12 protein-coding genes and 1 pseudogene are annotated in these 14,433 nt (G+C 71.6%); 6 read left to right on the top strand and 7 right to left on the bottom strand.

Features of this window, described 5'->3' with window-relative positions; all coding sequences use genetic code 11:
- From ACIQF6_RS28890 to ACIQF6_RS28900, 3 genes are all read left to right on the top strand, one after another.
- The coding region (locus ACIQF6_RS28890) for a DUF6531 domain-containing protein (protein WP_400900159.1) at positions 1-3,825 on the top strand (3,825 nt) is incomplete at its 5' end.
- Positions 3,822-4,304: a hypothetical protein gene (locus ACIQF6_RS28895; RefSeq protein ID WP_400900161.1), complete on the top strand. Its 483-nt coding sequence runs from the start codon at positions 3,822-3,824 to the stop codon at positions 4,302-4,304. The genes ACIQF6_RS28890 and ACIQF6_RS28895, both read left to right, overlap by 4 nt.
- A 38-nt stretch (positions 4,305-4,342) precedes the next feature.
- On the top strand, positions 4,343-4,648 hold the full coding sequence (locus tag ACIQF6_RS28900; protein ID WP_400900495.1) for a hypothetical protein: 306 nt from the start codon (positions 4,343-4,345) through the stop codon (positions 4,646-4,648).
- A gap of 18 nt (positions 4,649-4,666) precedes the next feature.
- Here ACIQF6_RS28900 and ACIQF6_RS28905 read toward each other — a convergent pair.
- From ACIQF6_RS28905 to ACIQF6_RS28920, 4 genes and pseudogenes are all read right to left on the bottom strand, one after another.
- Positions 4,667-5,390: pseudogene (locus ACIQF6_RS28905) on the bottom strand (IS5 family transposase); the annotation flags it as partial.
- Positions 5,391-6,071: 681 nt separating this feature from the next.
- The gene (locus ACIQF6_RS28910) at positions 6,072-7,031 is read right to left on the bottom strand and encodes a pirin family protein (RefSeq protein ID WP_400900163.1); all 960 of its coding nucleotides are present in this window, start codon (positions 7,029-7,031) and stop codon (positions 6,072-6,074) included.
- 470 nt (positions 7,032-7,501) lie between these two features.
- The gene (locus tag ACIQF6_RS28915; protein WP_400900165.1) at positions 7,502-7,816 is read right to left on the bottom strand and encodes a hypothetical protein; all 315 of its coding nucleotides are present in this window, start codon (positions 7,814-7,816) and stop codon (positions 7,502-7,504) included.
- The gene (locus ACIQF6_RS28920) at positions 7,816-8,127 is read right to left on the bottom strand and encodes a hypothetical protein (protein ID WP_400900167.1); all 312 of its coding nucleotides are present in this window, start codon (positions 8,125-8,127) and stop codon (positions 7,816-7,818) included. Before ACIQF6_RS28920 ends, ACIQF6_RS28915 begins: the two co-directional genes overlap by 1 nt.
- Before the next feature lie 898 nt (positions 8,128-9,025).
- On the opposite strand from ACIQF6_RS28920, the gene ACIQF6_RS28925 reads away from it, so the two are divergent.
- Positions 9,026-9,859, top strand: coding sequence for an NAD(P)H-binding protein (locus ACIQF6_RS28925; RefSeq protein ID WP_400900169.1), 834 nt, complete (start codon positions 9,026-9,028; stop codon positions 9,857-9,859).
- A gap of 109 nt (positions 9,860-9,968) precedes the next feature.
- Here the strand turns inward: ACIQF6_RS28925 and ACIQF6_RS28930 are convergent, their stop codons facing one another.
- Complete coding sequence (locus ACIQF6_RS28930; protein WP_400900171.1) at positions 9,969-10,256, bottom strand: hypothetical protein; 288 nt, start codon at positions 10,254-10,256, stop codon at positions 9,969-9,971.
- 327 nt (positions 10,257-10,583) lie between these two features.
- On the bottom strand, positions 10,584-11,267 hold the full coding sequence (gene rpe, locus ACIQF6_RS28935) for a ribulose-phosphate 3-epimerase (RefSeq protein WP_400900173.1): 684 nt from the start codon (positions 11,265-11,267) through the stop codon (positions 10,584-10,586).
- 286 nt (positions 11,268-11,553) lie between these two features.
- Here rpe and ACIQF6_RS28940 point away from each other — a divergent pair, with 286 nt between their 5' ends.
- Positions 11,554-12,480 (top strand): hypothetical protein, encoded by a 927-nt coding sequence (locus ACIQF6_RS28940; RefSeq protein ID WP_400900175.1) that lies wholly within the window; start codon positions 11,554-11,556, stop codon positions 12,478-12,480.
- Positions 12,481-12,796: 316 nt separating this feature from the next.
- Positions 12,797-13,651 (top strand): hypothetical protein, encoded by an 855-nt coding sequence (locus ACIQF6_RS28945; RefSeq protein WP_400900177.1) that lies wholly within the window; start codon positions 12,797-12,799, stop codon positions 13,649-13,651.
- A 45-nt stretch (positions 13,652-13,696) separates the two neighbouring features.
- Here ACIQF6_RS28945 and ACIQF6_RS28950 read toward each other — a convergent pair whose 3' ends face one another.
- A complete protein-coding gene (locus ACIQF6_RS28950) occupies positions 13,697-14,347 on the bottom strand; it encodes a C39 family peptidase (RefSeq protein ID WP_400900179.1) in 651 nt (216 codons plus the stop codon).
- Positions 14,348-14,433: the final 86 nt, after the last annotated feature.

The following is a 14,433-nucleotide window of genomic DNA, read 5'->3' on the forward strand; positions in this document are numbered from 1 at the left end:
CGAATGAGCAACCAGATCGTCAGGGCGCTGGAGCACGGCGCGCAGAAGCTCGGCAAGACGCTCGCGGAGGACGCCGGCAAGGCGCTCAAGAACCTCTACCGGCATGCGGGCGACAACCTGAAGAAGGTCGCCAGGAACACCCGGGAGATCGAGGCCAAGCACGCCAAGGACCTGGAGAAGATCTTCAAGGGCGACGGCAAGGGCGTCCCGCACCCGCGTGCGGGCGGCGGCGCTGGACGGTCGGGCCGGGGCGGCGGCTCGCATCCGAAGCGCCGCGGCCGCGACCAGGTGAAGAGCCCCCGCACCGAGGGCCGCGACCACGGCTCCCGCACCTGCCCGGGCGAGCCCGTCGACATCGCCACCGGGCGGATGTTCATCGACCAGACCGACGCCTCCCTGCCCGGCTCCCTCCCACTCGACTTCACCCGCAGCTTCGAGTCCGGCCTGCTGACGGGCCGATGGATGGGCCCCAAGTGGATCTGCACCTTCGACGAACGCCTGGAGATCGACGAGCAGGGCGTCGTCCACATCCGCGCCGACCGCATCACCCAGGCCTACCCCCACCCCGAACCCGGCGACCCGGTCCACGCCTCCGCCGGCTCACGCCACGAACTCGACCTCGTCGACGGCCACTTCACCGTCACCGACCCCGCCACCCGACTGGTGCACACCTTCACCCCCACCCCCGACGGCGACGAGGCCCTGCTCACCGAGGTCCGCGACCGCCACGGCCGCCACTACACCCTCGCCTACGACGAGGACGGCATCCCCCTCTCGATCACCCACTCCGCCGGCTACCGACTCCTCGTCACCGTCGACAACGACCGCATCACCGCCCTGCGCCTGGCGGGCGCCACCGACACCGGCGGCGACGCCCTCCTCACCCGCTACGGCTACACCGACGGCCACCTCACCGCCGTCTACAACTCCAGCGGCAAGCCGATGCGGTTCACCAACGACGCCGCCGGCCGCCTCACCTCCTGGACCGACCGCAACGACTCCCAGTACCGCTACACCTACGACGCCCACGACCGCGTCACCGACGAAGGCGGCACCACCGGCGCCCTGCGCTTCGCCTTCACCTACGGCGACCCCGACCCCGCCACCGGCCTGCGCACCCACACCGAGACCAACGCCCTCGGCCACACCACCACCTACCTGATCAACGACCACGCCCAGGTCACCGCCGTCACCGACCCCCTCGGCCACACCACCACGTACGAACGCGACGACTACGACCGCCTCCTCACCGAGACCGACCCCCTCGGCCGCACCACCCGCTACGCGTACGACGGCGTCGGCGACCTCATACGCGTCACCCGCCCCGATGGCGCGCAGGCCACAGCGGAGTACACCGGAAGTCTGAGCCTCCCAGTGATCGTGACTGAGCCGGGCGGGGCGACGTGGCGACACACCTACGACGAGGCCGGTCTGCGTACGTCGCTGGTCGATCCGCTAGGAGCGGTCACGGCCTACGGCTACGACGAGTCGGGCCATCTCGCCTCGGTCACCGATGCGTTGGGCCACACCACGTCGGTGCGGTGCGACCGCGCCGGGCTTCCGGTGGAGGTCACCGACCCGATGGGTGCCACCACCCGATTCGACCGCGACGCGTTCGGCAGGATCTCGGTCATCACCGAGGACCTCGGCACCCGCACGCGGCTGACCTGGACGACGGAAGGCCACCTCGCCACCCGCACCGCGCCGGACGACAGTACCGAGTCCTGGAGCTACGACGGCGAGGGAAACCTTCTGACCCACATCGACGCGCTCGGCCAGGTCAGCACGTTCGACTACACCCACTTCGAGAACCTCGCGACCCGCACAGACCCCGACGGCGCGCGGATCCGGTTCGACTACGACGCCAACATGCAGTTGGTCTCGGTCACCAATGCCCTCGACCAGATATGGACCTACACCTACGACCCGGCCGGCCGACTGATCGGCGAGACGGACTTCCACGGCCGCACCCGGCGCTACGAGTTGGACGACGCCGGCCAGGTGGCCTCGATCACCGACGCTTCGGGCCGCACCATCCGCTACTCCTACGACCTTCTCGGCCGCCTCACCGCCAAGGCCGCGGGCGACCGGGCCACCACGTTCGGATATGACGCCGGCGGGCACCTGATCCGTGCGACCAACGCCTACGCGGACGTGGTCCGGAGCGTCGACGTGGCCGGCAACCTCCTGGCCGAGACCGTCAACGGGCGGACCCTCAGCCACCTGCGAGACCCCATCGGCCGCCGGCAACGCCGCATCACCCCTGCCGGCCACGTCAGTGACTGGTCGTACGACGCCACAGGCCGGCCGAGTGCCGTCACGACGACCGGCGGGCGGATCGCGTTCGGCTACGACGAGGCCGGCCGGGAGCAGCAGCGCACCATCGGCGACCAGGTGACCCTCACGAGCCAGTGGGACCCGCTGCACCGCCTGACCGCACAGACACTGCGCCGGACCGGGCCCGCCGAGCCGGAGGTTCTCCAGCACCGGGCCTACGCCTACCGCGCCGACGGCAACCTCACCGGCATCGACGACCTGCTGAACGGACACCGGACCTTCGACCTGGACCCCGCAGGCCGCGTCGCCGGCGTTCGCGCCGATGGCTGGACCGAGCGCTACGCCTACGATCCGGCCGGCAACCTCACCGCCGCCGAATGGCCCGCCACGCCCGCCGGCGAAGCCGCCCTCGGGGCCCGAACCTACCAAGGCGCCCAGCTCGCCGCGGCCGGACGGGTCCGCTACGAGTACGACACAGACGGGCATTTGACGCTTCGGCAGGTGACCCGACTGTCCCGCAAGCCCGACACCTGGCATTACACCTGGGACGCGGAGGACCGCCTCGTCGCGGTCACCACCCCCGACGGCACCCGCTGGCGCTACCTCTACGACCCCTTCGGACGTCGCATCGCGAAGAACCGCCTCGGTGCGGACGGTGTCACGGTCGAAGAGCGTACCGACTTCACTTGGGACGGCCTCATCCTGGCCGAACAGACCACGCACGCCACGTACTTGCCGGGCCCGCACACGCTCTCCTGGGACCACCTGGGACTCGACCCGCTCGCCCAGACCGAGTCCATCAAGACCGGGCCGGCCACGGATTCCGAACAGGCGCGGACCGACCGCCGGTTCTTCGCCATCGTCACCGACCTGATCGGCACGCCGAACGAACTCGTCGACGCGGTGACCGGCACCATCGCGTGGCGCACCACCCCGACGCTCTGGGGGAACACCACCTGGCCGGCCGACAGCACCACGTACACCCCGTTGCGCTTCCCCGGCCAGTACTTCGACCCCGAGACCAGGCTGCACTACAACCTCAACCGCTACTACGACCCGGAGACCGCCCGCTACACCAGCCCCGACCCGCTGGGCCTGGCCCCGTCGCCCAACCCCGAGTCGTACGTCCGCAACCCGCACACCTGGTCGGACCCGTACGGCCTGTCGCCGCACGGGAAGAAGAAGGACAAGCCGCACGTGTCCGCGATGGCGCCCGACTGGGCGACGAAGGGCGCCCACATTCACATCGGCCAGGACGAGGTCCGGGTGTGGGCCGAGAAGACGACGAAGAAGCTGAAGAACGGCGATGACGAGGTGTCGTTCGAGTTCAAGTCCGAAGGGATTCGCCTCAGCCACGGCATGGCCTCGCAGCGCAGCGTGGACACGGCGGCCGACCTGGTACATTCCGACCCGAAGCTCCGGGCCGACCTCATCGCGAAGGCCAAGTCCGCCCAGGACCATATGCGAAACGGCGGCAACTGGGGCAACAAGCAGAACCGTGCGGACGAGATGCAACATCTGATCGAGTACTTGGAGACACTGTCGTGAACGGTGCTGCATTCATCGCCTCTGTCATCGCCACCGGCCGACTCCACGGCATCGGCATCGGCTCCCCGATCGCCGACGTCGACCGGGCGTTCCGGAGCCGGTGGATCGACGACGTGGACGAGCCGAACCTGTCCTTGCGGCGGGACTACGGCCTGGTCGAGCTGTACTTCAACGGGCCCGAGTGGGTCGTGGTTGGCGGCTCCGTCGAACTCCACCGCCTTGCCACCGTGGACGGGCTGGCCGAGGAGTGGCAGAAGAGCGAGGGAGTCGAGTTCTCCGAATACCTCGCATGGAGCGAGGTGGAGACCGCGCTCGCCCATCTCCCCGACGCCCCCGCTCTGACGGTGGACCACCGCCAGAGCGGCTACGTCGAGTACCGGGCGCAAGACCTGAGAGTCTCGGCGCTGGTCGTCGACAGCCACGAGGAGCGCGACGACTGGCCGGGGCACGGCGATGTGTTCAGCGTCGCGTTGGGTTAGGCAGTGTCCTGTGGATCACTGCGTGAGGTAATTGGCCCATGAGCTACTTCATGTACGACGTCATGGGCGGGACGGTCGATGAGCCTGATCCGAAGGCGATGAGGCGGGTGCTGGATGGCCTGGCGAACGCCGACGACGAGCATCCCGACGTGTCGCTGTCGCATGAGAGCGGGTGGCGCCTCAGTGCTTTCCGCAGTGGTCTGCTGATCTGGGAGAACACCGAGGACAGCTCGGTGGCTCCCGTGGAAATGCGCGAGGTCACCCGCGAGGAGATCCTCCGACTCTTCCGGCTGCTGGCGGCGGGTGACATCGCATCGGTTGAGGCACTTCCCTGGCAGCGATGACCGGCCGTCCCGTTGGGCCCGTGCCCACAGGAAGATCGCAGCGACGTGAAGTGCCGCGAGGTAGTGAACGGCGAGTCTGTCCGTCCGCATCGCGATCCCGCGCCACTGCTTGAGCCGGTTGACGCACCGCTCGACGGTGTTGCGGTGCCTATATGCCCGGCGGTCGAAACCGCGTGGGCGTCCGCCCCGCGAGCCGCGCCGCTTGCGGTTGGCGATCTGAGCGGCGGGTTCCGGGATCACCGCCGTGATGCCGCGACGACGCAGGTAGGTCCGGATGGCGCGGGATGAGTAGGCACGGTCCGCACTCACGCTGTCCGGCTCGGTCCTGGGTCTTCCGCTGCCGATCCTGGGTACGCGGATGCCAGCCATGACTGCCTCGAAGAACAGGGAGTCGTGCCGGTGTCCGGCCGCGACCATCAGGAACAGCGGACGGCACCGGCCGTCGGCTGCCAGGTGGACCTTGGTGGTCAGCCCTCCTCGGGACCGGCCGAGGGCGTGGTCGGCGGGTTCTCCTGCGGGTGCCCCTTTCTCGGGCGCCGGCAGCGTGCTGGTGGGCGCGGACGGTGGTGGAGTCCACGCTCACCAGCCAGTCGATGTCTCCGGCGGCGTCGGCCTGGGCCTGGAGCTCGGTCAGGACTTGTTGCCAGGTGCCGTCCTTCGCCCACCGCCGGAACCGGTTGAAGACCTGCCACGGACCGAACCGCTCGGGCAGGTCCCGCCATGCGTTGTTGCACCGGTACCGGAGACAACCAGCGGTATCCCGAGGCAACCGCCGACGCCTTCTGCCGGCGACCGTATCGCGGCGCACTGGAGCCTGACGAAACGTCAGATCACTTTCGGTGAAGGAGTCGTCGAGCATGCCCCAGACCGCAGGCATCCTGCCGCCGATGCCGCCCACCGTGACGCCGGCGTTCGGCCAGGGCGACACCCTGTGCGACATGTCACCGCCCGTCGACGGTCGGCTGACCGGCACCTACACCTTCCGTGGCCGACGCATCGAGGTGCGCACCCCTGCCGACGGTGAGGTGTTCTTCCCGACCGACGCGGGCCTGTCGCTTCTGGAGGCGCTCCGGCAGGACGGCCGCGTCGACATCAGGGGCAAAAGGGTCCTCGACATCGGCAGTGGCTCGGGCATCGCACGGGTGGTGCAGCAGCGAAGCCGTCGGCCCCAAATCTGTCACCTACGCGAAGAGCCTCCCCCGCCTACTGACGGATCGTCAGGAAAATCAGCAAAAGGGCAGCATCCATCCACCCACAGCGTGCAGGACCCACCCACAGGCGAGAATCGGCACGGTCTCCGGGACTGCTGTCGAGAGCTCGGCCCGCGACACGCTCGCTGGCGTCCCGCCCAGACTCGAAGGCGGTCGCGAGCCACCTCGCAAGAGCTGATCGCCACGACCGCCGAGTGTGGCATACGTACAGGTCAGTCGCGGTTTCCACGCGCCTTGAGGGGCACGTTCGGAAGCTCCGGAGCGGCCAGCCGGTCGCCCGCATAGCCCCGCACCTCGCCGAAGCGGACGCCCTGCTCCCAGTCGTTCCGCGCTTGCACGATCTCCTCGCCGGTGCGGCCGATGAAGTTCCACCACATGACCAGGCGTTCGTCGAAGGGCGCGCCGCCGAGCAGCAGGACGGCGGCGTCGGTGCGGGCCCGCAGGGGGAGTTCGCGGCGGCCGCAGCCGAGGTAGAGGATCGAGCCCGGTTCGACCGGGACGCCGTCGATCTCGACGCTGCCGGACATGGCGAGCGCCGCGTACTCGAATCCCTCCTCGACCGGGAGGCGGTGGGCAGCGTCGGCGCGCAGCGTCAGGTCGGCGCCGGTGAGCGGCGTGTAGGTGGTGCCGGGGGAGGTCGCGCCGTCGAGGGTGCCGAGGATCATGTGTGCCGTGAGGCCGTCCGCGGTGACGACCGGCAGCTCGGGGTGGTGCTCGAAGGCGGGCGCGGTGTGCCGGTGGGCATCGGGCAGGGCCACCCAGAGCTGGGCGCCGTGCAGCAGCCGGGCGTGCTCGCGCGGCGACTCCTCGGAGTGCGAGATGGCCCGCCCGGACGTCATCAGCCCCAGCTCGCGGGGGCGGACGGTCTGCAGACTGCCCAGGCTGTCGCGGTGCAGGACGCTGCCCTCGTGCAGCCAGCTGACGGTCTGCAGCCCCATGTGCGGGTGCGGCGGCACCTGCATGCCGGGCTCGTCCGCGATGTCGTCCGGACCGTAGTGGTCGACGAAGCACCAGGCGCCGACCATCCGCCGCCCGAGGTTCGGCAGCAGTCGCCGCACCACGGTCGACTCCCCCAGCGGAACATGACGACCGGTCAGCAGCTCCTTGACCGGCCCGGTCGCGGCCTGCCGCCCGCACGCCGCCGGGGCGGGCTTGAGATCGAGGTTGCTCATGGCGGCCAGTATCGGCCGCCACCCCGCTCCGCCCCGCGACGACAGGCCGTCCGGTTCGCTCGACGCACCCCGAGCAGCGCCACCGCGTCCGACATGACCCGCCGTCAGAACCCGCCGGCGCGCAGGCCGCGCGGAAAGCAGTGCCGGTGAGGGTGCGAGCGGCACCAGTGAGGCGGCGGGCAGCGGGGCAGAACGGGCCCTTGCGGTACCCCGAGGTCGACGAACGCCGCCACGTCACTGCCGTGCCCGTGCAGCGCCAGACAGACCGGCGGGTCGTGCCGGTCCGCACCGGGCGGGTCCATGACGGCCACACTCACATCGCACCCGCGGGGCCCGGGAGTGCTCGGTCCCGGTCCGCACCGCCCCGGCCGGGAACCCGGGCCCCGCCACCCGTCCCGATCGGAGGCCGTCATCTGCACCGGGCCTTGAGGAGCACCGAGCCGAGCAGGTCGTCCACCTCGCCGACGGCGTCAGCGAAGCGATTTCGCCTCGCCCGCGGTTCCGGGCCGCGTTGCGGTGACATTCCCCGTCCACCAGTCCGGGTTGTCGGTGGGCGTCCAGGCCATGGTGACCGGCCGTTGGAACGTGTCCTCGATCCAGCGGCGCATGGCCTCCTGAGCGGACTCGGGTGCGCTCTCGTGCGGTTCGTCGGGGAGCCCGCCGTCCAGGACACCGCGGGGATCGACGAGGTGGACCGCGTAGCGCCACTTGAGCGGGGTCCTGAACAGCACGACCGTGGCGGGCTGGCCAAGTCGGCTGCGCCAGTCCCGTCTGGACCTGGACATCAGGTACCTGCCTCCGACGCGTCGAGCTCGATCCTCACCTGGTGGTTGTGGCCGGCGTGGCAGACGACTCGGCCGCTGACGCGGGTTCCGATCGACGGAAGCACTGCGCCCGGGGGCATCGCCGTGATCTCGGCCAGGCCGATCGCGTCCGGAACGTTGTCGATGGCCATGAAGACGCCGAAGGGCCGGCGGCCGACGACCTCGCCGGTCACCGGGCTTCCGACGGGCAAGGCCCGGCAGGTCGCGGGCCAGGCTGCCCGGTACCGGGCTCCGGCCTCGACGCCGTTGTCCGGCCACGAGTATTCGTTCACGCGCCGATCATGGCATGCGCCGGTTTCGGCCCGAACGGGTCCGTCCGGCGCGGGCCGGACGAGGCTCGCATCGGGCCGCCCACTGCCTGCCGGCAGCTGCCGGTGATGCGACGGCACAGGTCGCAGAGTGCCCGAGCGCGACGGCGGGCTCGGTTCGGAGCCGCTCGTTGCACGGTGTCCTGGTTGAGCTTCCGGTCGACGCCCCGCAACGCGCACACGACGGCGTCGTGGGACTCGGTGGTGATGCGGTCCCGGTCGGGCAAGCAGGGCCGGCCCGGGGCAGGCCGTCCAGCGGCGGGGCCCGCCTCCCGGACGGACCGGGCCGACCAGCCGTCGCCATCGCCATCGCCGTCCCGGGGAGGAACGTGGAGGACCCGTTGACCGAGCCACCAGGTCGCGGACGGTCGCCCCGGGCGCTGACGCACGGTGGCGGAATCAGGTCGTCGGGGGGCCGACGGGGCTGAGGACCCCGGCCGGAAGGCCCTGAGCCGACGCAGCCCCGACGCCCGTTCGACTGCCGCGACGAGGGCTTCGCCGTCCCGGCCGGCCCTCCGGCCAACCGCCCCGGCCTTCAACCACTGCCCGCCCAACTGGGAGAACAGCACGGGCTGTTGCGGGCCGGCGGGCACCGAAGGAGACTCCACCAGGCCTGTCCGTCGCCACGGTGCCCGGGCGCGCCGCTCGCGGCGGACGGCTTCCGGCCCTACGAACCGCAACCGCACCTCGACCCCGTCCGGACCTGCGCGCTCTCCCAGTTCTCGGCGTACCCGTGAAGGTGCTCGGGCAGGTACGGACGAGCGTGGCCGACGAGCCGTCAGGGGCCGTCTTGACTTGAAGGGCACTTGAATTCCTAGGGTTCCCTTCCAGTTGATCGCCCAACGATGGGGGGAAGACGCTCGTGATCCTCGTGACAGGAGCCACCGGAAACGTCGGACGTGCGCTGCTGAAGGAGCTGAAGGCGTGCGGAGCCGGCCCGATCAGGGGGCTCACCCGTGATGCCGAACGAGCAGCCTTCCCTGATGGCGTCGAGGCCGTCGAGGGTGACTTCGCCGAGGCGGCGTCTCTGGAACCCGCGCTGGAGGGCGTGCGATCGCTGTTCCTCGTGTCACGCCTGGGCCCGGACGCCGACATCCTCGACGCAGCTCGGCGGGCGGGCGTGGAACAGGTCGTGCTCGTCTCGTCCATTACCGTCCAGACCCATCCGCACCTCGGCCCTGCCGCCGAGAACCTCGCTGTCGAACGGCTGCTCCAGGACAGCGGCATGGCCTGGACGATCCTGCGGCCGACCCAGTTCGCGTCGAACGCCCTGATGTGGGCGGCGTCGATCCGCGATCGGGAAACGGTCCGCATTCCGTACCCGGACGCCGGACTGCCCACCATCCACCCCGCGGACATCGCGGCCGTGGCGCGCGTCGCGCTGACCGAGCCCGGCCACCGGGGCCGGACGTACGCGCTCACCGGCCCCGAACGGGTGACGGCCCGTCAGCAGATCGAGTCCATCGCGGCGGCACTCGGACGGGAGGTACCGTTCACCGAGATCGGCCGGGAGGAAGCCCACGCCCGGATGGCCGCGGTCTTCGGCGCCGAAGCCGCGGACGCGGTGCTCGACGTGACGGGCGGAGACGTCAACGAAGCACTGCGACAAGTGCGCGACACGGTCGCACGGGTCACCGGCTCAGCGGCCAGGACCTCCCGGCAGTGGGCAACGGAGAACGTCGAAGCCTTCCGCTGACCTTCCCCACTCGGCCGCCCGGGCCGGTTCGGACGTCCGCCCGCGCGCGCGTGGGCGCACCGGCGCGGGAGTCCGGGCCGGACCGGACCGGATTCCCGCACCGCACTCGTCAGTCCGTTTCGTCGCCGCCGTGGATCGCGCTGTCGCAGGCGATACCGGCAGCCACCAGCGGGAGACCGGCGCGCTGCAGAGTGTGGATGCAGGCGGTGGTGTTCCCCTCGCTGCCGCTCCTACAGCCGTCCGACACGAGGTACTCGTTGGCGTTCGGAGCCTCTTCCATGGCGACTTGGTAGCAGCTATGCGCGTCCGCGTTCGCGGCCGGGGCAAGCACGACGACACCTCCCGCCATGAGCGCGAGGCCACCGGCGACAGCAACGGCACGGTGCAGCAGCTTCACAGTGATCATTCCCTTCCGAGTCGCGCGACGCCGCCCACGAAGGAACCCCTTCGTCCACGAACGCCCTTTGCGGACAGGCATACCAGGGCACCCCGAGGCCACCAGCCAGCCGCGCTCCGACATCGGCGAGCATCACCCGATCGCAAGAACGCCGACTCGCAGCAGCGTGACCGACCCGAACAGTCGGCGGCCGCCCGCCCGGCCTCACGTCGTCATCGCCCGACTGAACCGCCGGCACCGACAAGACCCGCGCCCCGAGCCACCGACGCGGCCACCGATCAGCACCGGCAAGCCCATCCCGCCCCGCCGTCTCCGCGCGGCAACCGGTCAGTGCCGGCAACCCCACCCGGCCGCCGCCGTCGCCGTCGCCGCCTGGGCCCGGAGGGCCCGGACCGCCTCGGCCGGGTCCGCCGCGCCGTACACGGCCGAGCCTGCGACGAAGACGTCCGCGCCGGCCTCCGCGCAGGCCTCGATGGTGGCGGCGGAGACGCCGCCGTCGACCTGGAGCCACAGGTCGAGGCCGTGCTTGTCGATCAGCTGCCGGGTGCGGCGGATCTTGGGAAGCATGATGTCGAGGAAGGCCTGGCCGCCGAAGCCGGGTTCGACGGTCATGATCAGCAGCATGTCGAGCTCGGGGAGCAGGTCCTCGTAGGGCTCGATCGGGGTGGCGGGCTTGAGCGCCATCGAGGCCCGGGCGCCCTTGGCGCGGATCTCGCGGGCGAGCCGGACGGGCGCGGCGGCGGCCTCCACGTGGAAGGTGACCGATCCGGCGCCGGCCTCCACGTACTGGGGGGCCCAGCGGTCGGGCTGTTCGATCATCAGGTGGCAGTCGAGCGGGGTGCTGGTGGCCCGGGCCAGGGATTCGACGATCGGCACGCCCAGCGTGAGGTTGGGGACGAAGTGATTGTCCATCACGTCGACGTGCAGCCAGTCCGCGCCGCGCACCGCTTCTGCCTCCTCGGCGAGACGGGCGAAGTCCGCGGACAGGATGCTGGGGTTGATCTGCGCCATGACCGACTACCTTCGTGCGAGGGGTGGGGCGCCGCCGGGACCGGGCACCTCGTCACATCATCCCGTGCCTGGTCGCCGACTCCTGCACGCCCCGACCCCGGGTGATCGTCATCACACTCCGGCCGGGGTTACCGGGCCGCCGTCGAGGCCATCAGCACGTGGACGGGCCCCAACGCCCAAGGGGTCGCCCCGCCCGGCGCATCAACCGTCCAACACATCACCGGTCCGGCCGAGTTGGCCGCACAGCCCGATCGCTCGACCGGCCAGGCCCCCGGGAGGTCACCCGATGTCCGAACCCGTCCAGCCCAACCAGCCCGACCAGCCCGTCCAGCCCGTCGAGTCCGTCGAGTCCGTCGAGTCCGACCACCCCGCCCACCCCGCCCGCGCGCTGTGGCAGCTCTTCGAGCCGGTGTACGCCGTCACGTTCCTTCAGCCGGAGAGCCAGGCAACGTTCGAGGCGGCGGGGCTGGACAACAGCTGGCGCGGCTACTTCGCCGCCCGCTCGGCCCCGTTGGGCGCGGTGGACGCGCCTGCGGTGGTCGCCTCGTTCTTCAGTTTCGCGCCGCGGATGGTCGGGCAGGCGCTGCCGGAGGCGTGGACGCACGCGAGCCCCGAGCAGGTGCTCGCCGCCCGGACGGAGGGTTCGGCGGCGGCACTGGCCCGGCTGCTGGCACCGGTGGAGCCCGAGCGGGTCGAGGCGGCGACGACGGCGCTGGAGGCGGCGGTGGCGCGACTGGACTGCGCCGGCCGGGTGCTGGCCGCCGCCAACGTCGCGCACCTCCGGCCGTCGGACGTCCACGGGCGGCTGTGGCAGGCCGCGAACGTCCTGCGCGAGCACCGCGGGGACGGCCATGTGGCCGCCCTGGTCGCGGCCGGGCTGGACGGCTCGGAGGCGCCGGTGCTGCACTGCGCGCTGGTCGCCAGGCGCGAGGTGCTCCAGCCGATGCGCGGGTGGACGGACGAGGAGTGGGACGCCGCCACCGCGAGGCTGGTCGAACGCGGCTGGCTGACGGACGGGGGCGCGGCCACCGAACTCGGCCGGACCCGGCACCGCTCCATCGAGGCCGCCACCGACCTGGCGGCCGGCCGGGTGTGGGAGGGGCTCTCGCCCGACGAACTCGACCGTCTCACCGCCGACTTGAGGCCGATCGCGGCGATCTGTCGCGAGCGGATGCCGCTCAACCCGCTCGCCATGCCGCCCGTACCACGGTGACCGCCCGCCCCGAGCCGACCCCTGACCGCCCGGTCGGCCCACCCCCCGGCCGGCCCACCCCCGCGGCCGACCGCGCCGCACCTCACCCCGCCCCACCGAAGCCATAAGTCGACACCCGCACAACCCGGTTGACGCGCCCGCCGACACCCGTCCACCCGCCCCGCCCCCGAACGACCCATCAGGCGCCCACCGCCCCGGTGAACTGCGGCGCAGATGTTCATCCGCCCGAAACATCTTCCCTTCCCGCCACCGATCCGCTCTGGCAGGCTCACGGAACAGTGGGACCCGCTGCTCGACCCTCACCGAAAGGCGTCCGATGACCCAGGTCGTCCACCCCGCACGTGCCCTGTGGTGGCTGTTCGAACCCGTCCACGCGCTCACCTACTTCTCCCCGGAGGCCCGCGCCGCGTACGAGGCGGCGGGGCTGCGCGGCTACTGGCGCGGCTACTTCGGCGGACGGTCGGCCCCGCTGGGCGCGGTGGAGGCCGCGCCGGTGGTCGCCGCGTTCTTCAACTTCGCGCCGCAGATGGTGGAGCGGGCGCTGCCGGAGATCTGGAGCCGGGCCACGCCCGAGCAGGCCCTGCAGGCCCGGGTGGAGGGGGCGACCGGCGCGCTCGGGCGGGTCCTCGTGGACGTGAAGCCGGATCTGATCGAGCGTTCGGTGGAGTTGCTGGAGCGCGCCGTCGAGGGTCTGGACTGCGCGGGGCGGGTGCTGGCCGCCGCGAACTCCGTGCTCCCCGCGCAGGACGGGCCGCTGGCCCGGCTGTGGCAGGCGACCACGGTGCTGCGCGAGCACCGCGGCGACGGGCACGTGGCGGCGCTGGTCGCCGAGGGGCTGGACGGCTGCGAGGCGCTGGTGGTGCGCTGCGCGCTGGACACCCGCCGGGAGACCCTGCAACCGCACCGCGGTTGGACGGACGAGGAGTGGGACGAGGCGACGGGCCGACTGATCGAGCGTCAGTGGCTGGCCCCGGACGGCTCGTTGACCACCGAGGGCCGCCGCCGTCACCTCGCCCTGGAGGCCGCCACGGACCTGGCCGCATCCCGGGTCTGGACGCACTTCCACCGCACCGAACTCGACGAACTCGCCGACGCGCTCCGCCCGATCTCCACCGCGTGTCGCGCCGATCTGCCCCCCACCACCCCGATCGGCCTGCCGAACGCCTCCTGACCACCCTCCATCCCTCCCCCGCCCCCGCCCCTCCCCGGCCCCGGCTCAGTACGGCGGCGGCCCGAGCAGGACGCCGCGGCCGGCGTAGAACCGGTCGAGGTCGGGCCAGGGGACGCGGGCGGCGCGCTGGGAGCCGTCGGGGAAGCCGGACGGGTTGTGGATGTACAGCGCGTCGTCGTCCGCCCCGACGGCCAGCACCAAGTGGCCGCCGGGCCGGGGGACTTCGGGGGCGAGGGTCCGGATCGAGGGGTGGACGGAGATCATCGGCAGGACGCCCCGGGCGAGTTCGTCCGCCAGCCGGGGCACGGGCAGCGGGCTGACCGCCTGCGCGTCCAGGCCCCAGCGGGCGCGGACGTAGGACGCGAAGGGCGAGTGGATCAGTCCGTCGAGCCGCCCGTCGGGGTGCCGGATGTACGCGCCGGCCAGCTCGCACTCCTCGGCCAGCCGGACGGCCGCCGGGGCGACGCCCCACCAGTGGTCGAGGACCATCCGCAGGCAGGCCATTCCGCACAGCCGCCAGGACCAGTACTCGTACTCGTACTCGTCGGCCGCGCCCGACCGCTCCCACAGCGGATCGTCGGCGGCCCGCAGCGTGCCGTCCAGAATGTCGGGCACGAGTTCGGACGACTCCCACTGGGAGTAGTAGGGCACCGCGTGGCTGATCGGCTTCACCCGGTCATCCTGACGTACTTTCATCCCGATCCGGTGCACCCTCGCCCGCGACACCGCCGAACACCCTCCCACCTGCGGCAACACCCTCCCCACGCAAACTTGAACGCGTT

Origin of the sequence: Kitasatospora sp. NPDC092948 (assembly GCF_044754805.1) — a bacterium.
Taxonomy (GTDB): Bacteria; Actinomycetota; Actinomycetes; order Streptomycetales; family Streptomycetaceae; genus Kitasatospora.